Here is a 22,715-nt window from a genome sequence, read left to right on the forward strand (position 1 = left end):
CCGGCGGCGGCCCGGGGACATCCCCCCGGGCCGCCTTCTCGCCTGTGCTACTCGGTGAACAGCTTCGCCGCCGTGATCGCCGTCTGCACCACCCCGTAGCCCAGCAGCGCCGACACCAGCAGCCACGACACCACCAGACGGGCTCCCTGCCCGCCACCGGTCCGCTCGTTCACGATCCGCTCCTCTCCGTCGCACCCGGTGCTGTCCCGTCCCGCCCGGACGCCGGCTCGTGGTAGCGCTCCGGCACCGGCCGCACCAGAAGGTTCGCCACCAGACCCACGACCAGCACGCCGACCATCGTGAACAACGCCGGCCGGTACGCCGCCGCGGTCAACGTGCCCGGCTCGCCCTGCGCGTCGAGGAACCCGTTGACGATCAGCGGCCCGGCCACACCCGCCGCCGACCACGCGGTCAGCAGCCGGCCGTGGATCGCACCCACCTCGAACGTGCCGAACAGGTCCCGCAGGTACGCCGGCATCGTCGCGAAACCGCCGCCGTAGAACGACAGGATCACGCAGGCCAGCAGCACGAACAACGCTGTCGCGGTCTGCCCGAACAGTGCCAGCAGCAGATACAGCACCGTGCCCACGCCCAGGTACAGCACGTAGATCGGCTTGCGGCCGATCACGTCCGACGTGGACGACCACACGAACCGGCCCGCCATGTTGAACAGCGACAGCAGCCCCACGAACCCGCCGGCCGCCGCCACCGACACCGCCGACGTCCCGTTGTCCCGGAAGAAGTCCTGGATCATCGGGCTGGCCTGCTCCAGGATCCCGATGCCCGCCGTCACGTTGCAGAACAGCACCACCCACAGCAGCCAGAACGACCGCGTCCTCAGCGCGTTCGCCGCCGACACGTTCGCGGTCGTCACCAGCGGCTTCTCCGCCACCTGCGCCGGGTCGAACCCGGCCGGCCGCCAGCCCGGCGCCGGCACCCGAACGTTGAACACCCCGAACATCATGATCACGAAATAGCCGAGGCCGAGCGTCACGAACAGCCACACCAGCGCCGACCCCGACGCCGTGGAACCGCTGTCCGACGGGTCGTAGCCCGAGTCGTAGAGCGACAGCAACTGGCGGGACAGGGGAGAGGCCACCATCGCCCCACCACCGAACCCCATGATCGCCAACCCGGTCGCCAGACCCGGCCGGTCCGGAAACCACTTGATCAACGTGGAGACGGGGGAGATGTACCCGATCCCCAGACCGATCCCGCCCAGCACCCCGTACCCCAGATACAGCAACCACAGCTGGCCGGTCGCGATGCCCAGCGCCCCGACCAGGAAGCCCGCCGCCCAGAAACACGCCGAGACGAACATCGCCTTACGCGGGCCGTTCGCCTCCACCCACGTGCCGGCCACCGCGGCCGACAACCCCAGCATCACGATCGCGATACTGAAGATCACCCCGATCGCCGTCTGCCCCGTGTCGAAGTGCGCGATCAGGGAGTTCTTGTACACGCTCGTCGCGTAGACCTGCCCGATGCACAAATGGATCGCCAGCGCCGCCGGAGGGATCAGCCAGCGGCTGTACCCCGGCGGCGCGACGGTGTGCCGACGATCGAGTGCGGAAAGCATCGTTGCTTCCTCCGTCCAGATGGCGAGAACCCCTCGGTTCATGCCCCCACCGCACGCCGCGCCCAAACCCGCCGAGCGCCGGACGGTCGGAACACTGAGCCGAACGGTCGCCGCCGCAGCCACCCGGTCATCATCCCACCACCAACCGTCACCACCAGCGGAGATGCGACGATGACCGGGTGAAGATCCTGTCCATCCAGTCGTCGGTCGCCTACGGCCACGTCGGCAACTCCGCCGCCGTGTTCCCCCTGCAACGCCTCCGGCACGAGGTCTGGCCGGTCCTGACCGTGCACTTCTCCAACCACACCGGCTACGGCGCCTGGCGCGGCCCCCTGCTCGCGCCCACCGACGTCGCCGACGTCATCGCCGGCATCGAGGACCGCGGCGTGCTCGGCACCGCCGACGCCGTGCTCTCCGGCTACCAGGGCGACCCCGCCGTCGGCGCCGTCATCCTCGACGCCGTCGCCCGCGTCAAGGCCGCCAACCCGGCCGCCCTCTACTGCTGCGACCCGGTCATGGGCGACGTCGGCCGCGGCATGTTCGTCCGCCCCGGCATCCCCGAATACCTCCGCGACACCGTCGTCCCCCGCGCCGACATCGTCACCCCCAACCAGTTCGAACTGGAATTCCTCGCCGGCCGCACCACCGACACCCTCGACGACCTGCTCGCCGCCGTCGACGCCGTCCGCGCCACCGGCCCCCGGCACGTCCTGGTCACCAGCGTCCTGCACGGCGACCTGCCCGCCGGCCACCTGGAGGTCGTCGCCGTCTCCGACGACGGCGCCTGGGCCGTCACCACCCCGCTGCTGCCGATCACCCCCAACGGCGGCGGCGACGTCACCGCCGCCCTCTACCTCGCCCACCTCGCCACCACCGGCTCACCCCGGACCGCCCTGGAACACACCACCAACTCGATCTACGCCGTACTCGAGGCCACCCTCGAAGCCGGCACCCGCGAACTGCAGATCGTCGCCACCCAGGACGCCATCGCCGACCCGCCCACCCGTTTCACCGCCCGCCGGCTGCGCTGACCGCCCGCCCGGGCGCACCTGTGCGACAGGTGCGCCGGGGCGGCGACTCGCCGCTCGAACAGGTGGACGACACCGCCGCCGAACAGCGAAGATGCACGGGTGCCCCCGGTCACCGACGACCCCGCGTTCGCCCAACGCCTCCGCGACCTGACCCGGCTGCGCCGCGTCCGCGACCGCATCGACCGCGAATACGCGCAACCCCTCGACGTCGAAGCCCTCGCCCGCGGTGAGCACATGTCCGCCGGACACCTCAGCCGCCAGTTCCGTCAGACCTACGGCGAGTCCCCGTACGCGTACCTCATGACCCGCCGCATCGAACGCGCCATGGCGCTGCTGCGCCGCGGCGACCTCAGCGTCACCGATGTCTGCTTCGCCGTCGGCTGCCAGTCCCTGGGCACCTTCAGCACCCGCTTCACCGAACTCGTCGGCGAACCACCCAGCGCCTACCGCGCCCGCCACGCCCCCGACACCGCCGAACCGCCCCCGTGCCTGACCAAACAAGCCACCCGACCGGTCAGGAATCGAGAAGCCCGCACCGGCCGGCAGCACTAGCGTGACCACCATGACGATCACCATTCACTACGCGTTCCTGCCGCACACCGACGCCGACGCCGCCATCGCGTTCTACCGCGACACCCTCGGCTTCGAACTCCGCAACGACGTCGGCCGCGGCGACACCATGCGCTGGCTCACCGTCGGCCCACCCGAACAGCCCGAGACCGGCATCGTCCTGCACCCACCCGCCGCCGACCCCGGCATCAACGACGACGAACGCCGCACCATCCTCGAACTCATCGCCAAGGGCAGCTACGGCGCGCTCACCCTCGCCACCGACGACCTCGACGGCCTGTTCGACAGGCTCGCGGCAAGCGGCGCCGACGTCGTCCAGGAACCCACCGAACAGCCCTACGGTGTACGCGACTGCGCCTTCCGCGACCCCACCGGCAACCTCATCCGCATCAACGAACGGCGCTGACCCACACCACGGACGGAGAGACCATGAGCGAGGCCACCACCGGCCTGCACCGCGCCGACAGCCACGACATCATCCGCGTCCACGGCGCCCGCGAGAACAACCTGCGCAACGTCGACGTCGAACTACCCAAACGCCGCCTCACCGTCTTCACCGGCGTCTCCGGCTCCGGCAAGAGCTCACTGGTCTTCGGCACCATCGCCGCCGAGTCCCAACGCCTCATCAACGAGACCTACAGCGCCTTCGTCCAGGGCTTCATGCCCACCCTGTCCCGCCCCGAGGTCGACGTCCTCGAAGGCCTCACCACCGCCATCATCGTCGACCAGGAACGCATGGGCGCCGACCCCCGCTCCACCGTCGGCACCGCCACCGACGTCAACGCCATGCTGCGCATCCTGTTCAGCCGCCTCGGCGACCCCCACATCGGCCCGCCCAACGCCTACTCGTTCAACGTCCCCTCCGTACGCGCCGCCGGCGCCATCACCGTCGACCGCGGCCCCGGCAAGACCCAGACCAAGAAGGGCACCTTCAACCGCCTCGGCGGCATGTGCCCCCGCTGCGAGGGCCGCGGCGCCGTCACCGACTTCGACCTCACCGTCCTCTACGACGAGAAGCTCTCCCTCAACGAGGGCGCCATCACGATCCCCGGCTACAGCATGGACGGCTGGTACGGCCGCATCTTCCGCGCAAGCGGCCTGTTCGACCCCGACAAGCCCATCCGCGACTACACCAAGCGCGAACTCGACGACCTGCTCCACAAGGAACCCACCAAGATCAAGGTCGACGGCATCAACGTCACCTACACCGGCCTCATCCCCGCCATCAGCAAGTCGATGCTCGCCAAGGACGTCGACGCCATGCAGCCCCACATCCGCGCCTTCGTCGAACGCGCCATCACGTTCACCACCTGCCCCGACTGCGACGGCACCCGCCTGGCCCCCGAAGCCCGCTCCTCGAAGATCAACGGCATCAACATCGCCGACGCCTGCGCCATGCAGATCAGCGACCTCGCCACCTGGATACGCGACCTGCGCGAACCCTCCGTCGGCCCACTGCTCAAGGCACTGGGGGACACCCTCGACTCCTTCGTCGAGATCGGCCTCGGCTACCTCAGCCTCGACCGCCCCGCCGGCACCCTCTCCGGCGGCGAGGCCCAGCGCACCAAGATGATCCGCCACCTCGGCTCGTCCCTCACCGACGTCACCTACGTCTTCGACGAACCCACCATCGGCCTGCACCCCCACGACATCGCCCGCATGAACAACCTCCTGCTGCAACTGCGCGACAAGGGCAACACCGTCCTCGTCGTCGAACACAAACCCGAGACCATCGCCATCGCCGACCACGTCGTCGACCTCGGCCCCGGCGCCGGCACCCACGGCGGCACCATCTGCTACGAAGGCACCGTCGCCGGCCTGCGCGCCAGCGACACCACCACCGGCCGCCACCTCGACGACCGCGCCACCCTCAAGACCGCCGTGCGTACGCCCACCGGCGCCCTGCCGATCCGCGGCGCCCGCACCCACAACCTGCGCGACGTCGACGTCGACATCCCCCTCGGCGTCCTGGTCGTGGTCACCGGCGTCGCCGGCTCCGGCAAGAGCAGCCTCATCCACGGCTCACTGGCCAAACGCGACGACGTCATCAGCGTCGACCAGACCGCCATCCGCGGCTCCCGCCGCAGCAACCCGGCCACCTACACCGGCCTGCTCGACCCGATCCGCAAGGCCTTCGCCAAGGCCAACGGCGTCAAACCCGCCCTGTTCAGCGCCAACTCCGAAGGCGCCTGCCCGACCTGCAACGGCGCCGGCGTCATCTACACCGACCTCGGCATGATGGCCGGCGTCGCCAGCACCTGCGAGGACTGCGAAGGCAAACGCTTCCAGCCCGCCGTGCTCGACTACCACCTCGCCGGCCGCGACATCAGCGAGGTCCTCGCCATGTCCGTCGACGAGGCCGAGACGTTCTTCAGCGACGGCGACGCCCGCACCCCGGCCGCCCACACCATCCTCGACCGGCTCGCCGACGTCGGCCTCGGCTACCTCACGCTCGGTCAGCCCCTGACGACGCTGTCCGGCGGGGAGCGGCAACGCCTCAAGCTCGCCACCCGGATGGGGGACAAGGGCGGCGTGTACGTCCTCGACGAACCCACCACCGGCCTGCACCTGGCCGACGTCGCCCAGCTGCTCGGCCTGCTCGACCGGCTCGTCGACGCCGGCAAGTCCGTCATCGTGATCGAACACCACCAGGCGGTCATGGCGCACGCCGACTGGATCATCGACCTCGGCCCCGGCGCCGGACACGACGGCGGCCGGATCGTCTACGAGGGCACCCCTGCGGATCTCGTCGCCGCCCGGTCCACGCTCACCGGCGAACACCTCGCCGACTACGTCCGCGCCTGAGCGCCGCCGCGCCCGCTGAGGCCCCCGGCCGCGCCGCGGGTCTCAGCGGGACAGGCCGGCCATCCGGGCCGGCGGCGCGGTGCCGGGTTCCACCAGGCCGCACTGGTACGCGGCCACCACCGCGTGCGTCCGGTCCCGCAGCCCCAGTTTCGTCAGGACCCGGCTGACGTGCGTCTTGACCGTCGCGTCGCCGAGCACGAGATGCTCGGCGATCTCCCGGTTCGACATCCCGTACGCCATCAGCACCAGCACCTCCCGCTCCCGCGGGGTGAGCCGGCGCATCTGCACCGGGGTGGGCAGTCCCGGGTCGGGCCGGGCGGCGAGGTCGTCGAGCAGCCGCCGGGCCACCGCCGGATCCAGCCACGCCTCCCCGGCGGCGACCGCCCGGATCGCCGACACCAGCTCGGCGGGCGCGGCGTCCTTGAGCACGAAACCGGAGGCGCCCGCCCGCAACGCGGCGTGCACCGCCTCGTCCACGTGGTACGTGGTCAGCATGATGATCCGTACCGGCCGCTCCGAATCGTCGATGAGCTGCTCGTCCGCCATCAACCGGGTCGCGGCCAGCCCGTCGGTGCCGGGCATCCGCACGTCCATCAGCACCACGTCCGGGCGCAACCGGCGACTGACCTCGACGGCCTGCGCCCCGTCGTCGGCCTCGGCGACGACCTCGATGTCAGGTTCGTTGGTGAGCAGCATCGCGAGCCCCGCCCGTACGAGCGGCTGGTCGTCCGCGAGCAGCACCCGGATCATGAAGGCTCCCGTCGTCGGCGGCCGTGACAGTGGCCCCACCACATGATCATCGACGTCGGCGCCGCCGGCCAGCCGGATGTCGCACAGCGGACACGCGTTCACCCGACAACCGGTGCCCCGCCGTCACCCGACGCCGCCACCAGGTCGCCGCGCTGCGCGACCGGCAGCGTCGCGCTCACCCGGAACCCGCCCTCCGGACGCGGCCCGGCGACCAGGCGGCCGCCGACGCGCTCCAGCCGCTCGGCGAGGCTGGCCAGCCCGTTGCCGGTGGACAGTCCCGCCGCCGAGCCCGGCTCCCGGCCCGTGCCGTCGTCGTCGACGCGCAGCAACAGCACCCGCTCCCGCCACCCGAAATGAACAGTCGCGCAGGCCCGCCGACCGACGTGCTTGAGCGTGTTCGTCAGGCTCTCCTGCACCGTCCGGTACGCCGCCAGCTCGATACTCGGATCCAGCGGGCTCGGGCTGCCGGACACCGACATGGTCACTGTCAGCCCCGCACACCGCATCGACGTCAGCAGCACCTCGATGTCGTCCAGCCGCGGCTGCGGGCCGGGCTCACCGTCCGCCGGGCCCGACTCGGCCCGCATGACCTCCAGCAGCCGCCGCAACTCCGCCATCGCCTGCTGCCCGGCCTGCTGGATGTGCAGCAACGCCTCCCGCGTCCGCTCCGGGTCGGACGCGCTGATCCGCGCCGCCCCGGCGGCCTGCAACACCATCACCGTCACCGAATGGGACACCACGTCGTGCAGTTCCGCGGCGATCCGGCGACGCTCCAACGCCACCGCCTCCGCCCGCGCCACCCGCCGCTCCCGTTCCAGCTGGGCCACCCGCCGCCGGTGCCGCCGCACCACCGACCCGGCCGTCCACGCGGCCGCGTAGATGAGCGCGAACATCAGCGCGGTCACCACGAACTCACCGGCCCGCGCGCCCGGGTTCGGTTCCACCCGGAACGAGTCGAACGCGCTGAGCAGGCTCCGGGCGCACGCCGCCGCGTACGCCACCGCCGACACCACGAGCGGCCGCAACGCCGCCACCGTGTACAGGGCCACGATCAGGCCCACCCACGGCCGGTAGTCGTGCAGCAGGAACCACATCGCCACGCCGTGCACGCACTCGAAGGCGAACACCGCGACCGGCGCGCGGACCCGCCACCACAGGGCACCGACCGACAGCACCGCGGCGAGCACCTGCAACCACTGCCGGGCCGGGCCGACCGGCTCGCTCTGGATCACCACGGACGACGCGGTGAACAGGTCGAGCAGGCCCAGCACCGGCAGCAGCAGAAGATCGTGACGCCACCATCTCGCCGCCCGCGCCGGGTCGGACGGCGCCACCGCACCGGCCACCGAGGTCATCGGCGGGTCAGGAGTCTTCCGCGGGGCAGCCGATCCCGAACAACCGGCACGTCCAGGACAGCGGAGAGCCGTCGTCGTCACCGCCTCCGTCACCGTCGGGCGGCGGCGTGGCCGCGCTCACCCGGTGCGTGGTAACCGGCACCGCCGGCCGGCCCGGCTCACCCCGGCGGCCCGCCCCGGCCAGCACCACCGGCGCCACCACGTCGGCCGCGGCGCCCGCAGCAACCCGCCACCGCCCGTCCGCGTCGTCGGCGAGCATCGCCAGCACCCGGCGCACCGACAAGGCATCAGTGCCGTACCCGCCGGCGACCGTCTCACCGGCGAGGGACACCATCAGCAGGTCCGCCTCGTCACGGTGCAGCACCGACACCTCCGCGACCGCGAGCGACCACGCGTCCCCGCCGGCCACACCCACCAGGCGCACCGCGTCACCGGACCGGGCCCGGCCCGCGCCCACCGTCCTCAGCAGACACCGCCGGCCGTCCAGCGGCACCCCACGCGCCACTGTCACCCACCCGGCCGGCCGCTCCGCCTGCAGGAACACCACCACCGGCGGCGACTGGACCTCGGTTCTCATCACGGACCTCCACAGAAGGAACTGCGGGCGGACAGCCCGCGTACGCGAGAAATTCTGGCCCACACCGACCCGCCGGACGTCCCCGTACCGGGTGACATCCGGTGTCCACTTCCAGACGGACCCCCGCCACCCGGCACCCAGCCGGGACGGACCCCGAACCTCGCCCCACGGCCGGACGCCAACACCCGCCGGCGACCACCACGATGGAACCAGTCCGGACGACGACGGCCACACACCGAACGCCCCCGGACACCCAAACCCATCCGTCACGGCCGCGAGGTTTGCCATGCCCACGCCCGGTGCGTTCCTGATCGCCGACCCGGTCCACGTCGACTCACCGGCGTACGTCGCCGACACGGCGAGCCGGTTCCCGCTGGCCGACCAGACCCCGCCCGACGGCTGGCGCGTCGCCGAGCACGGCGGCTGGGTCATGTGGCACCCCCCGCACGCCCAGCTGCCGCAGCAGGGCTGGAAAGTCCACGTGTCAGTCGGCCTCGACGACGCCGCCGACGTCCTCGACCTGGTACGCGACCACTGCGTGAACCACCGCGTCGCCTTCAAGTTCCAGCGCAGCCGCCGCCTCGCCCTGGTCAACAACGAGAAGTACGCCCACCGCGCCGGAAGCGGCAAACTCGCCGCCCTCTACCCGGCCGACGACACCGCCCTGCGCCGCATCCTCGACGACCTCGGCGCCCGCCTCGCCGGCTACCGCGGCCCGTACGTCCTCAGCGACCTGCGCTGGCACGACGGCCCCCTCTACCTGCGCTACGGCGGCTTCGCCGAACTGTGGTGCGTCGACGGCGACCAGCCCGTCCCCGCCGTCACCCGCCCCGACGGAACCCTCGTCCCCGACCGCCGCGAACCCGTCTTCACCGTGCCCGACTGGGCCCCCGTACCCGACTTCGTCGCCGAACACATCGCCGCCGTCGACGCCCAGACCGACGACGAACCGCCCTATCGCATCGAGGAAGCCCTGCACCACTCCAACGCCGGCGGCGTCTACCGCGCCACCGACCTGCGCGACGGCCGCACCGTCGTCCTGCGCGAAGCCCGCCCGCACGCCGGCCTCGACGGCGCCGGAACCGACGCGCTCACCCGCCTGCGCCGCGAAGAGGACATGCTGCGCCGGCTCGCCGGCCTCGACTGCGTCCCACGACTGCTCGACCGCCTCACCTGGTGGGAACACCACTTCCTCGTCGAGGAGCACGTCGAAGGCGACACCCTCCAGCACCACCTCGCCATGCGGCACCCCCTGATCCACCCCGACCCCACCGAGAAGGACCTGACCGACTACACCACCTGGGCACTCGACGTCATCGACCAGGTCGAGGCAGCCCTGTCCCAGATACACGCCAGGGGAGTGGTCTTCGGCGACCTGCACACCGCCAACATCATGATCCGCCCCGACGGCCGGATCGTCCTCGTCGACTTCGAACAGGCATACCTGCTCGACGAGGACTTCACCCCGTCACTCGGCGACCCCGGCTTCGCCACACCCCGCATCCGCCGCGGCCCGGCCGTCGACAGATACGCGCTCGCCTGCCTCCGCCTCGCCGTCTTCGTCCCACTGACACCACTCGCGGCGCTGTGCGACGACAAGTTCGACGACCTCACCACTGTCGCCCGGCGCTTCCCCCTGCCACCCGGCTACCTCGACCGCATCCGCGACGACCTGCACACCGCCCTGAACCCGGCCCCGTCCGCACCCGGCCGCCGCCGCGTCACCCGCTACCCCTGGCCCGCCGACCAACGCCAGCTGATCGCCTCACTCGCCGCCGGCATCCGCGCCACCGCCACGCCGCACCGCACCGACCGGCTCTTCCCCGGCGACCCCGGCCAGTTCCCGCACGGCGGCGCCACCCTCGCGCACGGCGCCGCCGGCGTCATCTGGGCACTCGTCACCACCGGCGTCGACTACCCCGAACGCGACGAACACCTCGACTGGCTCACCCACGCCGCCCACCGCCTGCCCGCCGCCCACCTCGGCCTCTACGACGGCCTGGCCGGCATCGCCGCGCTGCTCGACCGGACCGGACACCACGACGACGCCGATGAACTACTCGACCGATGTCGCACCGGCCTCCACGACCGCTACGGCCCCGGCCTGCACAGCGGCCTCGCCGGCATCGGACTCGCCCTGCTCCGCCCCGGCAGACCCGTCCCCGACGCCGCCCTGCACCTCGGCGACCGACTCGCCCGCACCCTCACCGGCGACACGAGACACCCAGTGCCCGAACCCGCACGCCCCGGCCTGCTCCACGGCTGGTCCGGCCCCGCGATCTTCCTCACCCGCCTCCACGAAGCCACCGCCGACCCCGCCTGGCTCCGCGCCGCCCGCACCGCCCTGCGCCGCGACCTGCAGCACACCGTCCGCGACGACAACGGCAACCTGCACGTACGCGACGGCGCACGGCGACTGTTCTACCTCGACGAAGGCAGCGCCGGCATCGCCGTCGCCGCGCACACACTGCTGCGCCACGGCGAACGCCCCTGGCTGCGCGACATCGTCACCACCGTCCACCGCACCATCGACGTCGAGTTCGTCCTGCTACCCGGCCTCTTCCACGGCCGCGCCGGACTACTCGCCACCACCGCCCTGCTCACCGACGACCCGCCGCGCACCACCCCGCACGGTCCCGCCGGCCTCGTCCGCGACGACGCGCCCCGCCACACCCCGGCCCACCTGACCCGGCTCGCCTGGCACGCCTACGCCCTCGACGGCCACCTCGCGTTCCCCGGCGACACCCTGCTGCGCATCTGCACCGACCTCGCCGCCGGCGGCGCCGGAATCCTCTCCGCGATCCACGCCGCGCTGCACCGCACCGCAGTCACGCTGCCCTTCCTCGACGCGCCCACCCACGTCGCGCCCACCGGCCACCTCCTGGCCGCGAGCTGAACCAGCCGGCGCCCACAGACCCCGTCGGAACCACCGACGGCCAGCCCCACCACACCCGAGAAGGAGGTGAACCCCCATGACGAAGCTCCTCAACCTGCAGGCCATGGCCACGCAGAACGGCACCCGCCACGCGGTCCCGCCGCAGTCCAGCAGCATCAGCATCGCCTGCTGCAACGGCTGAGACGGCAGTGGCGACAGCCACACCTGATCCGCCTGGCGACCCGGGCGGGGGCGACAACCGCCCCCGCCCGGGTCCGCCGTCAACCCGCCCGGTGGAGCCGACCTCCCGCCCGCCACCACGCCCACGGAGCCCTCATGCCACCCACCGGCCTGCGACACAACCGCGACTTCCTCCTCATCACCGTCGCCCGCACCGCGTCGAAACTCGGCACCCAGGTCACCGCCGTCGCCACACCGCTCCTCGTTCTCATGACCACCGGCTCCGCCACCGACGCCGGCCTCGTCGCCTTCGCCGAAGGCATCGCCCTCGTCCTCGTACTCCTGCCCGCCGGCCTGCTCGCCGACCGCCGCGACCGGCGCATCCTCATGCTCTGCTGCGACGGCGGCGCGCTGCTCGCCGTCACCGGCGTCACCCTCCTCGCCCTCGTCGGACACGCGCCCGTCCTGCTGCTCGCCCTCCTCGCCGCCGCCACCGCCGGTCTCGGAGCCGCGCTGCAACCCGCCGCCGCGGCAGCCACCCGCGCCGTCGTCCCGGCCCGGGACCTGCGTACGGCCACCGTGTTCAACGAGACCCGCAACGGCGTCGTCCACCTGGCCGGCCCACCCCTCGGCGGCTTCCTGTTCGGCCTCGCCCCGGCACTGCCGTTCCTCGTCGACGCGATCTCGTACACCGTCTCCCTGATCGCCGTGGCCCTGCTGCGCGGCCCGCTCGGCCGCACCCTGACCACGCCGGGGGAGTCGCTGCCCCGGCAGGCGGTCGCCGGTGTCCGGTTCCTGTGGCGGCACCCCTCACTGCGGTTCACGCTGCTCAGCGGCGCCGTCCTGAACTTCGCATTCGCCGGCGTGCTGCTGGCGATCATCGTCGTGCCGGTCCGCAACGGCGCCTCCGGCCTGTCCGCCGGAACCGTCATGGCGTGCGTCGGGCTCGGCGCCGTCGCCGGGTCACTCGTCGCGTCCTGGCTGACCGCCCGGGTACCCACCCGCTGGCTGATCCTCGCGGTCATCTGGGCCTGCGGCGTGCTCACCACCGCGATGGCCACCACCGACAACGGACTGGTCCTGGGCGCGCTCGCCGGTGCCTGCGTCCTGGTCGTACCGGCGGCGAACATCAGCATGCTGACCCTCCAGACCCTGCTGACCCCCGGCGAGCTCCAGGGCAGGGCGAACGCCGCCACCAGCTTCATCGCGCTGATCGTGGCGCCGTTCGGTCCGGCGCTGTCCGGTCTGCTCATCGACCGGGTACCGGCCCCGGTGGTGTTCGGCAGCTTCGCCGCCGTCATGCTGGCGCTCGCCGTCGTCGCGGCCCTCGCACCCGCTGTGCGCGCCATGCCGGACCTGCGGTCTGTCGAGGACGGTCAAGAGGCGGGGGAGGCCGAGCACCGCGACCCGCAGCCGGTCTGAGGGACAGGGGAGAGGCATCGGTTCTGTTCTTCAGAACCGCGCCGGGACGTTCGGATGATCATGAGAACGCCTCGACATTCTTCCCGTCCCAGGCCACAAGGGACGAGGTGCCGGCGTAAAGCTGCGCAAGAGTTGACCGTGGTTCCGCTGCTGTACCTCAGGCCGGAAGCGGAGAGCCGCGTCGGTGTTGCTGGTGCCGGCCGGCCACTGTTGGGCCGGGGTGTTGAAGGCGCTGTCGGACGCTCTCAGCGTCGAGGACGGCCTCGTTACCAGGGTTCGATAATCTACATTATGTCAAGTTCCGCTTGGGGGTCTCCCCAAGCACCCGCGCGGGCGGCTGACCGCCTAACGCGGGCCCGGTCGGTGCCGGCGTTCAACCGATCACTCGTCGCACCCCGAACGCGGCACCAACTTCGCTCCCACGGACCGACGGCTCCCGCAGCAGAAGCAGCGTGGTGCGGTTACCGACCACCGCGCGGTCGGCTCGTTGGTCCGCAACGGGCGCAATGTCGCCCGGGCTTTCACCGCGCCCGGCAGCCCGCCGAGGCGCGAACTCCACCGACACCGGTCCTCCGGCGTCGCCCCCTCATCTCGTTTCACCATTCCGGCGATCATGAGGTTGGTGGCGACAAAGTGGACAGGATTCCCGGTCAACTTCATGATCGCCGGAACAGAGCGGGTGCCGGCCCTTCCGCCCTCTCTCCCGGCGCCTCCCGAGCGCCGACGGGCGTCGCTGTCGCCAGTTCGCCGAGGTGGCTGCATCGGAGCGCTCGGGATGCAGCCACCTCGGCGAGGTTGAGTTGATCATTGGTTGATCGGATGGCACTCCCCCTGGAATGACCCCTGACAGGAACGCGAGAATCATGCATAATATCCCTTATGCATGACAAACCGGACGAAACGGTAGGGGGTCTGATCAAGGAGTTCCTGACCGCCCGGGCCACCCATAAGCCCTCCCCCCACACTCTGGCCGCGTACCGGCGAGACCTGACCACAGTGGCTGAGCTGGTCGCCGCCGACGGTGACACCACTCCCCTCCCCCTGGACCGTCTTGCGGTCGCCGCGCTCTCCCCCAAGGTGATGCGCGCGGCGTTCGCACGGTTCGCCGCTCCCCGCGCCGCCGCGTCGGTCCATCGTGCCTGGTCGACGTGGAACAGCTTTTTCACGTTCCTGGTGGCCGAGGGCGTCGTACCGGGAAATCCGATGCCGGCGGTGGGACGGCCCCGAACGCCGCTCCCCCGGCCCAAGCCGCTGCGGGGCGAGGACACCCCGGAGGAACTGCTGGCGGCGGTGGCGCGCGCGGAAGGCCGGCAGCGCGATCCGTGGCCGGAGCGCGACCTGGCGGTGCTGGCGCTGGCGTTGTGCGCGGGGTTGCGACTGTCGGAGCTGCTGGCGTTGCGGGTGTCGTCGGTGGCGGGGCGCGACGGCGAGCGGCGGGTGGACGTGGCGGGTAAGGGTGGGCGGCCGCGCACGGTGCCGATCGACGACGCCGTGGACCGGGTGCTTGTGGGTTATCTGGACAGCCGGCGGCGCCGGTTCGGGTCGCGCAGTGTGCGGCCGGACTCGCCTTTCCTGGTGGACCGGCAGGGTGAGGCGTTACGGCGGGGCGGGCTGCAGTACCTGGTGGAGTCGTGTTACCGGCGCGCGGGTATCGGTGACCGGGTGCCGCGGGGCGCGCGGTTGCACGCGTTGCGGCACACGTTCGCGACGCGGTTGGCGGAGGACGGGGCGAGCGCGGCGGAGATCATGCGATTGCTGGGGCACGCGTCGTTGGCGTCGTCGCAGACGTACATCGAGGTGACGGCGGGTCAGCAGCGGGCGGCGGTGGCGGCGAACCGCACCAACCGGGCGTTGTCGGGGTTGGTCAAGCGATAGCCGTCAGGCCGAGCTGAGCGGCGACGTAGGCCAGGTGGTGTGACGTTGCCCAGGCGATCCATTGGGAGGCGGTGCCAGGGCCGGCGTGGCGGGCGGCGCGCAGGGCGATCTGCTCGTCGCCCCAGGAGAAGTGACGCCCGGTGGGCGGCCAGTGGTCGGCGGATACGAGGGCCTGGCAGATGTCGTAGATGCCGCTGTTGCCGCTGCCCTTGCCGCCGCGCGGCGCACGGTAGGTCCACCAGGCGTCCTGGTGGGTGTAGCGGATGTTGGGTGCTGGCCCTCGGGGTCCGGAGCCGGCGCCGGGATAGGTGACGCCGTAGTCGGCGAACTGGATGTCGTGGTCCTTGAGCCGCTGCCAGAGGTCAAAGTCCAGCCTGCGGAGCGGGATGGCGGTGTGGGCTGGTACGTGGGAGATCGTGGCGGGCATGGCTCCGGCAGCGATGACGACCGCCTTCCATGGGCGGCGTCCGGCCCACACGAGGTGTTTGCGGACAAGGGGTTCGGCTCTCGTGAGGTGCCGGTCGGATGCCAACTCGGCGACGTCGATGACGAGGGTGCAGTTCTCGGGTTGCAGTTCGGTGGCGGAGAGGACGTGGCTTAGTTGTGCGTCGGTTTCGGTGTCGTCCGGTTCGGTGTGGTCTGCGGTGAGCCGGAGAACGCCGCCGTAGGGCGCGGCGGCGTAACGGACGTCGGCCAGTTGTGCGGGGCTGTCGTTCAGGTGGGCGACGGGCAGCGCGGGGATCCCCCACGGGTGTAGGTCGTCCGCGATGTCTCGGAGTGGTCGGCGGGTGCCGGTGGTGGGCTCGGGGAGGTGGCGCACGTCGACGGCGATGACCATGTCACGCGGAATGCTGTCCTGTGCGCGTTGACTGAAGGTGCATGCGTCGGTGATCGGACCGTGCTCGGAGGGTGGCAGGTCGAAAATCGGGAGGATGTGTGGTGCGAGTTCGTCGGGGACGTGACTGACGGCCTGGAGTTCGGCTTGGCGCCCTTTGAGGATCGGGTGGTAGTCCGTCATTCGCATCGCCCCACACGATTTCGACGACAGTCACTTACGTCGATGTTCCACGTTCTGTGCCTGATCGACAACCATGCGTGTTCATATTGATTGGGAGCAGGCGGGTGCGCGCTGGCAGGATCGGGCGGATGCGGGTGGGTGCGGCGCGGGCGGTAGCGGTCGGGTGGGTGCGGGAGCGGATGCGCGCCGACCCGTCGATCGAGGGGGCGTTGTTCAGCGGGTCGACTGTGGGATTGCCCGACGACGCGGTGCTGCCGCCGTGGTCGGACGTGGACGTGCTGCTGGTACGCCGGGAGCCCGGCCTGAAGGTGGGCAAGTTCGTGCACCGGGGGGTGCTGCTGGAGGTCAGCACGATCACGTGGGACGAGTTGGGCGGCCCGGAGGACGTGCTGGGGTCGTGGGTGTTCGCGCCGATGTTCCGTACCGATGGGGTGATCGCGGATCCGTCGGGGCGGTTGGCCGCGGTGCGGGAGCGGGTGGCGGCGGGGTTCGCGGATCCGGTGTGGGCGCGGGCGCGGTGTGCGGGGGTGCGGCGGCGGATCGAGAACGGATTGCGGGCGGTGGCGGCTCGGGGTCGCCGGCGGAGCAGGTGCTGGCGTGGGTGTTCCCGACGTCGTTGCTGGCGGTGTGGCCGGCGGTGGCGGGGCTGGCGGATCCGACGGTGCGGCGGCGGTACGCGCGGGCGGAGCGGGTGTTGTCGCGGTTCGGGTTCGAGGATCGGTATGCGGGGTTGCTGGACACGCTCGACGGCGGCGGTGTGGGTGTGGACGCGGCGCGGGTGCGGGAGCATCTGGCCGGGTTGGCGGTGCTGTTCGACGAGGCGTCGCGGTTGCCGCGGGAGGGGTTCGCGTTCGGGGCGGATCTGGGTGCGGCGGGGCGTCCGGTGGTGTTCGACGGTGCGGCTGAGCTGATCGCGTCGGGCCGGCCCCGAGAGGCGATGTTCTGGGTGCTGGTGACGTACGCGCGGTGTCATGTGGTGCTGGGTGCGGTGGGGCCGGAGCGGGGGCGGGCGTTCGGGGCGGTACTGGCGGATATGGGTGTGGCGTCGGCGGCGGATCGGCGGCTGCGGGCGGACGCGCTGCTGGCGGCGTTGCCGCGCTGGCAGGCGGTGGTGGATGCGGTGGCGGCGGAGGCTGTGGCAGGCTGAGGGGGAACGCGACTGGCGGCACGGGGATGGGTGAACCATCGGGGAGCTCGTCGTGGGGGTCGACCGCCTGGGCCTCCGCGGGCGAGGTGTCGTATGTCTTCTGCGCGGTTGTTGCCGGGTGCGCCGGTGGCGGAGCGGGTGTTGTCGGAGGTCGCCGCGTCGGTGGCCGAGTTGCGTGCGGCGGGGGTGACGCCGGCGCTGGCGACGGTGCTGGTGGGTGACGACGACGCGAGCGCGGGCTATATCCGCATCAAGCAGCGTCAGGCGGCGGAGCTGGGTTTCGCGTCGCCGCACGTGCCTCTGCCGGCGTCGGCGTCGCAGGCGGATCTGCACGCGGTGCTGGCGGATCTCAACGCGGACAAGACGGTGCACGGGGTGCTGGTGCAGTATCCGATCCCGGGTCACCTGGACTACGACCGGGCGTTGGCGGAGCTGGACCCGGACAAGGACGTGGACGGGATGCACCCGGTGAACATGGGCCGGCTGGCGTTGGGGTTGCCGGGTCCGTTGCCGTGTACGCCGGCGGGGATCGAGGCGTTGCTGGCGTTCCACGGTGTGCCGGTGGCGGGCCGGGAGGTGGTGATCCTGGGCCGGGGTGCGACGTTGGGCCGGCCGTTGGCGATGTTGCTGGCGCAGAAGCGGCCGACGGCGAACGCGGCGGTGACCGTGGTGCACACGGGTGTGGCGGACTGGCCGCGGTACACGCGGCGGGCGGAGATCCTGGTGGCGGCGGCGGGGGTGCCGGGGATCGTGCGGCCGGAGCATGTGCGTCCGGGTGCGGTGGTGGTCGGTGGTGGGGTGCGGTACGAGGGGCGGCGGCTGCTGCCGGACGTGGACGAGTCGTGTGCCGAGGTGGCGGGTGCGATCACGCCGCGTGTGGGCGGGGTGGGTCCGACGACCGTGGCGATGTTGTTCCGTAACGCGGTGGAGGCGGCGCGGCGGCAGAGCGGTCTGGGCTGAGCGTCAGCCGAGGTCGACGACGAGGGGCCGGTGGTCGGAGATGGTGGCCAGCGGGGTGTGGACGGCCGTGACGGGTGGCAGCCGGTCGAGCGCGTGCCGGTCGGCGAGGATGTGGTCGAGTTGGACGCGGGGTTGCCCGGCCGGGTAGGTGGGGCGGCGGGCCAGGGGCTGCCAGCGGGTGAGCGCGGCTGCGGGTCCGGCGGGCAGGTTGAGGTCGCCGAGCAGGATCCGGGGTGCGGGCAGGGTACGCAGGACGCGGACGACGCGGCGTAGTTGCCACACGTTCCAGCCGGGGACGAAGGACAGGTGGGTGGCGGCGACGGTGAGGGGGCCGTGGGGGGTGTCGAGGACGGCGGCGAGCACGACGCGGGGTTCGTCGCGGAGCAGGACGAGTCCGCCGCCGGGGCCGGGTGCGTAGATGGGTGAGCGGACGGGTGCGGCGCGCAGGCGGGTGACCTGCCAGGAGCGGACGGGGTGGCGGCTGATCAGGCCGATGCCGTAGAGGGGTTCGCCGTGGCCGTCGTCGTCGTGGGTGAGGGGGCGGAACTGTTCGCCGGGGGTGCCGACGACGGCGGCGGCGAAGCGGTGGTGGTCGGCGTGCAGGGCGCGGGCGGCGACCGCGGTGAGGTCGAGTTTGCCGCTGCGGGTCTGGTCGCGGTCGACTTCCTGGAGGGCGAGGACGTCGGCGTCGAGGTCGGTGACGGCGGCGGTGAGCCGGTCGGGGTCGACGAGCCCGTCGGTGAGGGATCGGCCGTGCAGCAGGTTGAAGGTGGCCAGGCGCACCTGGACACCCTACGTCGTCGTGGGAGTCTTGCCGGGTGCTGAAACTGTTGTGCTGTTCGATGCTGGTGTTCGTGGCGGTGGGGTCGGTCGGGGTGTGGTTGCGGCGTCGCCGGGGGCGGTGAGGCTGGCCACAGGGTGCCTCGCGGCCGGTGGTGGCGTGGGCAGAATGCGGCGGTGGATGCCCTGTCGTTGACGACGTTGCTGACCGCTGCCCTCCTGGCCGGGTGGGTGGACGCGGTGGTGGGTGGCGGCGGTCTGTTGTTGTTGCCGGCGTTGCTGGTGGCGGCGCCGGGTGTGCCGGTGGCGACGGCGTTGGGCACGAACAAGCTGGCGGCGATCTTCGGTACGTCGACGGCGGCGGTGACGTACGCGCGGCGCACGAAGCTGGACTGGGCGGTGGCGGGTCCGGCGGCCGGGCTGGCGGTGCTGACGGCGGGGCTGGGTGCGGCGTTGGCGGGTGCGGTGCCGGGCAGCGCGTACCGGCCGGTGGTGCTCGTGGTGCTGGTGGCGGTGGCGGTGTTCGTGCTGGCGCGGCCGTCGCTGGGTGTGGTGGCGTCGCCGCAGCGGCGGACCCCGAAGCGGGTGGTGGTGGCGGTGGCGGTGGCCGGTCTGGGCATCGCCCTGTACGACGGGCTGATCGGGCCGGGTACGGGCACGTTCCTGGTGCTGGCGTTCACGGCGATTCTGGGTTCGGATTTCGTGCACGCCTCGGCGATGGCGAAGGTCGTGAACGCGGGCACGAATCTGGGTGCGCTTGTGGTTTTCGGGTTGACCGGGCACGTGTGGTGGACGCTTGGTGCGGCGATGGCGGTGTGCAACGTGGTGGGCGCGGCGGTGGGCGCGCGGATGGCGTTGAAGCGCGGCGCCGGGTTCGTGCGGGTGGTGTTGCTGGTGGTGGTGCTGGCGCTGGTGGCCCGGCTGGGTTACGACCAGTGGACGGCGAGCTGATCGCGGTGGCGGTGCGGGCGGAGCACGACCGGGCGGTGCTTGCGGGTCTGCTGGGCCGGGATCCGGTGTTGCACGCGTACCAGTTGGGTGATCTGGACGATTTCTTCTGGCCGTACACGTCCTGGTTCCGGCGTGGTGACCAGGTGGTGCTGCTGTATCACGGGGTCGAGTTGCCGACGTTGCTGGCGTTCGCGGCACCGGATCGGGTGGCGGAGCTTTCGGGGTTGCTGGCGGAGGCGGCGCCGGTGTTGCCGGCGCGGATGTGGGCGCACCTGTCCCCCGGTCTGGAGGCCACGGTGGGCCGCTGGTTCGTGGTGTCGGAGGCGGCGGCGCATCACCGGATGGCGTTGACTGATCCGGGGCGGCTGGCCGGGGTGCCGGCGGTGGGTGAGCCGTTGGGGCCGGCGGACGAGGCGGAGCTGGCCGGGTTGTACGCGGTGGCGTATCCGGGGAACTGGTTCGACGCGCGGATGCTGCGGACGGGCCAGTACGTGGGGGTGCGGGAGCGCGGCCGGCTGGTGGCGGTGGCGGGGGTGCACGTGTTCTCGCCGCGCTGGCGGGTGGCGGCGCTGGGCAACGTGACGACGCATCCGGATGTGCGGGGTCGTGGTCTGGGCGCGGGTGTGGTGGCGGCGTTGTGCGCCCGGCTGCTCACGTCGGTGGATCACGTGACGTTGAACGTGCGGGCGGACAACGCGGCGGCGGTGCGCCTGTACGAGCGGTTGGGGTTTTCCCGGGCGGCCGGGTTCACCGAGTGCGCGTTGACGTCAGCGGCCGCGGCTGGGTGAGTCGAATCGGCCGGCGCGGATCTCGCGCAGGGCGCGGCGGCGGGTGTCGCCGCGCAGGGTGTCGACGTAGAGGCGCCCGCGCAGGTGGTCGGTCTCGTGTTGCAGGGCGCGGGCGAGGAAGCCGCTGCCGGTGACGGTGAGCGGTTCGCCGTGCTGGTCGTAGCCGTGGGCGGTGGCGTGCAGCGCGCGGGGGGTCGGGAAGTACAGGCCGGGGATGGACAGGCAGCCCTCCTCGTCGTCCTGGAGTTCGTCGGACACCTCCAGCGTGGGGTTGATCATGTGGCCGCGCCGGCCGTCGGCGTCGTAGACGAACACCTGGGCGTTGACGCCGATCTGGGGTGCGGCGACGCCGGCGCGGCCGGGTGCGCCGAGCAGCGTGTCCATCAGGTCGGTGACGAGGGCGCGCAGTTCGGCGTCGAAGCTGGTGACGGGTTCGCTGGGGGTGCGCAGCACGGGGTCGCCGATGATCCGGATGGGGCGCATAGTCATGCCCGGAAGGCTATCCGTTGCTTACCGGTTCCGGGTGTCCGCTGCGGTGTCGAGGAGTCCGGTGTCGGCGATGCGGTCGCGCAGGGGGCGGCGGCGCAGGGCGTCGAGGACGGCGTACAGCTCGTCGGCGAGCGGCACCGGCAGTTCGGTGTCGAGGTGGCGTACGGCGGCGGTGGTGGCGGCCCATTCGGTTTCGACGGCGGGCAGCAGGGCGCGGGCGCGGTCGGTGAGGGTGACGATGCGGTGGCGGGCGTCGGTGCCGGGGCGCAGGTCGACGAGGCCGGCGCGGCGCATCTGGGCGACGGTCTGGCTGGCGGCGGAGTGGGTGACGCCGACGCGGGCGGCGAGGTCGCGGATGGGCAGCGGGCCGTCGGCGACGAGCGCGCGCACGACTGGTGAGTAGCGGGGCCGGTAGTCGGTGAGGCCGAGCCGGTCGTGGACGGCGGCGACGTCACCGTCGAGGACGTCCAGGACGTGGCGTAGCAGGGTGCCGAGGGCGTCGCGGTCGGGGGCGGTCACGTCCACTAATGTAACAGCGCTGTTGTATCTGACTCGGGGAGGCCACTGATGTATCCACCGATCGAGCCGTACGCGCACGGCATGTTGGACGCCGGGGACGGGCAGCACGTGTACTGGGAGACGTGCGGCAACCCGGACGGGCGGCCGGCGCTCGTGGTGCACGGCGGGCCCGGCTCCGGGGCGGGCGCGTCCTGGCGGCGGCTGTTCGACCCGGCCGCCTACCGGATCGTGCTGTTCGACCAGCGTGGCTGCGGGCGCAGCACTCCCCCGGCGTCGGATCCGGCCACCGACCTGTCGGTGAACACCACCGCGCATCTGCTGGCCGACATGGAGGCGCTGCGCGTGCACCTGGGGATCGACAGGTGGCTGCTGTGCGGCGCGTCGTGGGGGTCGTCCCTTGCCCTGGCGTACGCGCAGCGGCACCCGGATCACGTCAGCGCGCTGGTGCTGTTCAGCGTGGTCGCCAACACCAGCCGCGAGATCGAGTGGGTGACCCGGGACATGGGCCGGGTGTTCCCGCAGGAGTGGGCGCGGTTCCGCGACGGCGTGCCCGAGACCGACCGCGACGGGGACCTGTCCGCCGCGTACGCCCGGCTGGTCGCCGACCCGGACCCGGCGGTGCGGGACCGGGCGGCGCGGGACTGGTGCGACTGGGAGGACGTACACGTGTCCCTGGCCGGCGGGTACGCGCCGAGCCCCCGGTTCGCCGACCCGGTCTTCCGGTACGGGTTCACCCGGCTGGTGACGCACTACTTCGCGAACCGGGGTTTCCAGCCGGACGGGCAGGTGCTGCGCGACGCGGGCCGCCTGGCCGGTATCCCGGGGGTGCTGGTGCAGGGCCGGCTGGACGTCAGCGGCCCGCCGGACATCGCCTGGCAGCTGACCCGGGACTGGCCGGACGCGCGGCTGGAGATCGTGGAGTCCGGCGGCCACGGCGGCGGGCACGGCATGAGCGAGCGCGTGGTCGCCGCCCTGGACTCCTTCGCCGCCGCCGGCTGAGCCGCCGCGCGGCCGCCAGCTCCCGAGCCGTCGCGCGCGGCCCCG

The 22,715-nt window shown here is 72.1% G+C and carries 21 protein-coding genes; 12 read left to right on the forward strand and 9 right to left on the reverse strand.

Annotated features, from left to right (window positions below; all coding sequences use genetic code 11):
* Window positions 1-47 precede the first annotated feature (47 nt).
* Together AB0D28_RS19010 and AB0D28_RS19015 are read right to left on the reverse strand one after the other, a co-directional pair.
* On the reverse strand, window positions 48-173 hold the full coding sequence (locus AB0D28_RS19010; RefSeq protein WP_357387390.1) for a hypothetical protein: 126 nt from the start codon (window positions 171-173) through the stop codon (window positions 48-50).
* A complete protein-coding gene (locus tag AB0D28_RS19015) occupies window positions 170-1,579 on the reverse strand; it encodes an OFA family MFS transporter (protein ID WP_357387392.1) in 1,410 nt (469 codons plus the stop codon). The genes AB0D28_RS19010 and AB0D28_RS19015 overlap by 4 nt, the downstream gene beginning before the upstream one ends.
* Before the next feature lie 179 nt (window positions 1,580-1,758).
* Between AB0D28_RS19015 and pdxY the strand changes: the two genes are divergently transcribed.
* From pdxY to AB0D28_RS19035, 4 genes are all read left to right on the forward strand, one after another.
* Window positions 1,759-2,610: a pyridoxal kinase PdxY gene (gene pdxY / locus AB0D28_RS19020; protein ID WP_357387394.1), complete on the forward strand. Its 852-nt coding sequence runs from the start codon at window positions 1,759-1,761 to the stop codon at window positions 2,608-2,610.
* A gap of 99 nt (window positions 2,611-2,709) precedes the next feature.
* Window positions 2,710-3,162: a helix-turn-helix transcriptional regulator gene (locus tag AB0D28_RS19025; protein ID WP_357387396.1), complete on the forward strand. Its 453-nt coding sequence runs from the start codon at window positions 2,710-2,712 to the stop codon at window positions 3,160-3,162.
* Between the two features lie 10 nt (window positions 3,163-3,172).
* Window positions 3,173-3,586, forward strand: a complete 414-nt coding sequence (locus AB0D28_RS19030) for a VOC family protein (protein ID WP_357387397.1) — start codon at window positions 3,173-3,175, stop codon at window positions 3,584-3,586.
* Between the two features lie 23 nt (window positions 3,587-3,609).
* Window positions 3,610-5,985 (forward strand): excinuclease ABC subunit UvrA, encoded by a 2,376-nt coding sequence (locus AB0D28_RS19035; RefSeq protein ID WP_357387399.1) that lies wholly within the window; start codon window positions 3,610-3,612, stop codon window positions 5,983-5,985.
* 42 nt (window positions 5,986-6,027) lie between these two features.
* Here the strand turns inward: AB0D28_RS19035 and AB0D28_RS19040 are convergent, their stop codons facing one another.
* The 3 genes from AB0D28_RS19040 to AB0D28_RS19050 form a co-directional block, all read right to left on the reverse strand.
* Window positions 6,028-6,735, reverse strand: coding sequence for a response regulator transcription factor (locus AB0D28_RS19040; RefSeq protein ID WP_357387401.1), 708 nt, complete (start codon window positions 6,733-6,735; stop codon window positions 6,028-6,030).
* A 98-nt stretch (window positions 6,736-6,833) separates the two neighbouring features.
* The gene (locus AB0D28_RS19045) at window positions 6,834-8,090 is read right to left on the reverse strand and encodes a histidine kinase (protein ID WP_357387403.1); all 1,257 of its coding nucleotides are present in this window, start codon (window positions 8,088-8,090) and stop codon (window positions 6,834-6,836) included.
* A 7-nt stretch (window positions 8,091-8,097) separates the two neighbouring features.
* Entirely contained in the window at window positions 8,098-8,667 is a 570-nt protein-coding gene (locus AB0D28_RS19050) for a hypothetical protein (RefSeq protein WP_357387405.1), read from the reverse strand.
* 286 nt (window positions 8,668-8,953) lie between these two features.
* On the opposite strand from AB0D28_RS19050, the gene lanKC reads away from it, so the two are divergent.
* From lanKC to AB0D28_RS19065, 3 genes are all read left to right on the forward strand, one after another.
* A complete protein-coding gene (lanKC, locus tag AB0D28_RS19055; RefSeq protein ID WP_357387407.1) occupies window positions 8,954-11,563 on the forward strand; it encodes a class III lanthionine synthetase LanKC in 2,610 nt (869 codons plus the stop codon).
* Between the two features lie 315 nt (window positions 11,564-11,878).
* Window positions 11,879-13,144 (forward strand): MFS transporter, encoded by a 1,266-nt coding sequence (locus AB0D28_RS19060; RefSeq protein WP_357387409.1) that lies wholly within the window; start codon window positions 11,879-11,881, stop codon window positions 13,142-13,144.
* 879 nt (window positions 13,145-14,023) lie between these two features.
* Window positions 14,024-15,019 (forward strand): tyrosine-type recombinase/integrase, encoded by a 996-nt coding sequence (locus tag AB0D28_RS19065; protein ID WP_357387411.1) that lies wholly within the window; start codon window positions 14,024-14,026, stop codon window positions 15,017-15,019.
* Here the strand turns inward: AB0D28_RS19065 and AB0D28_RS19070 are convergent.
* Entirely contained in the window at window positions 15,009-16,037 is a 1,029-nt protein-coding gene (locus AB0D28_RS19070) for a beta family protein (protein ID WP_357387413.1), read from the reverse strand. The two genes, AB0D28_RS19065 and AB0D28_RS19070, sit on opposite strands and share 11 nt — an antisense overlap.
* 502 nt (window positions 16,038-16,539) lie before the next feature.
* Here AB0D28_RS19070 and AB0D28_RS19075 point away from each other — a divergent pair.
* On the forward strand, window positions 16,540-17,184 hold the full coding sequence (locus tag AB0D28_RS19075; RefSeq protein WP_357387415.1) for a hypothetical protein: 645 nt from the start codon (window positions 16,540-16,542) through the stop codon (window positions 17,182-17,184).
* A 93-nt stretch (window positions 17,185-17,277) separates the two neighbouring features.
* A complete protein-coding gene (locus tag AB0D28_RS19080) occupies window positions 17,278-18,144 on the forward strand; it encodes a tetrahydrofolate dehydrogenase/cyclohydrolase catalytic domain-containing protein (protein WP_357387417.1) in 867 nt (288 codons plus the stop codon).
* A gap of 3 nt (window positions 18,145-18,147) precedes the next feature.
* On the opposite strand, the gene AB0D28_RS19085 is transcribed toward AB0D28_RS19080, so the two are convergent.
* A complete protein-coding gene (locus tag AB0D28_RS19085; RefSeq protein ID WP_357387419.1) occupies window positions 18,148-18,927 on the reverse strand; it encodes an endonuclease/exonuclease/phosphatase family protein in 780 nt (259 codons plus the stop codon).
* Window positions 18,928-19,101: 174 nt separating this feature from the next.
* Between AB0D28_RS19085 and AB0D28_RS19090 the strand changes: the two genes are divergently transcribed.
* On the forward strand, window positions 19,102-19,875 hold the full coding sequence (locus AB0D28_RS19090) for a TSUP family transporter (protein WP_357387421.1): 774 nt from the start codon (window positions 19,102-19,104) through the stop codon (window positions 19,873-19,875).
* A complete protein-coding gene (locus AB0D28_RS19095; protein WP_357387423.1) occupies window positions 19,860-20,663 on the forward strand; it encodes a GNAT family N-acetyltransferase in 804 nt (267 codons plus the stop codon). The genes AB0D28_RS19090 and AB0D28_RS19095 overlap by 16 nt, the downstream gene beginning before the upstream one ends.
* On the opposite strand, the gene def is transcribed toward AB0D28_RS19095, so the two are convergent.
* Together def and AB0D28_RS19105 are read right to left on the reverse strand one after the other, a co-directional pair.
* Complete coding sequence (def, locus tag AB0D28_RS19100) at window positions 20,643-21,152, reverse strand: peptide deformylase (RefSeq protein WP_357387425.1); 510 nt, start codon at window positions 21,150-21,152, stop codon at window positions 20,643-20,645. The genes AB0D28_RS19095 and def overlap by 21 nt on opposite strands.
* A gap of 21 nt (window positions 21,153-21,173) precedes the next feature.
* Window positions 21,174-21,671 (reverse strand): MarR family transcriptional regulator, encoded by a 498-nt coding sequence (locus tag AB0D28_RS19105; protein WP_357387427.1) that lies wholly within the window; start codon window positions 21,669-21,671, stop codon window positions 21,174-21,176.
* Window positions 21,672-21,719: 48 nt separating this feature from the next.
* Between AB0D28_RS19105 and pip the strand changes: the two genes are divergently transcribed.
* Window positions 21,720-22,670: a prolyl aminopeptidase gene (gene pip / locus AB0D28_RS19110; RefSeq protein WP_357387429.1), complete on the forward strand. Its 951-nt coding sequence runs from the start codon at window positions 21,720-21,722 to the stop codon at window positions 22,668-22,670.
* Window positions 22,671-22,715: the final 45 nt, after the last annotated feature.

Source organism: Micromonospora sp. NPDC048169 (genome assembly GCF_040652815.1).
Lineage (GTDB): Bacteria > Actinomycetota > Actinomycetes > Mycobacteriales > Micromonosporaceae > Micromonospora.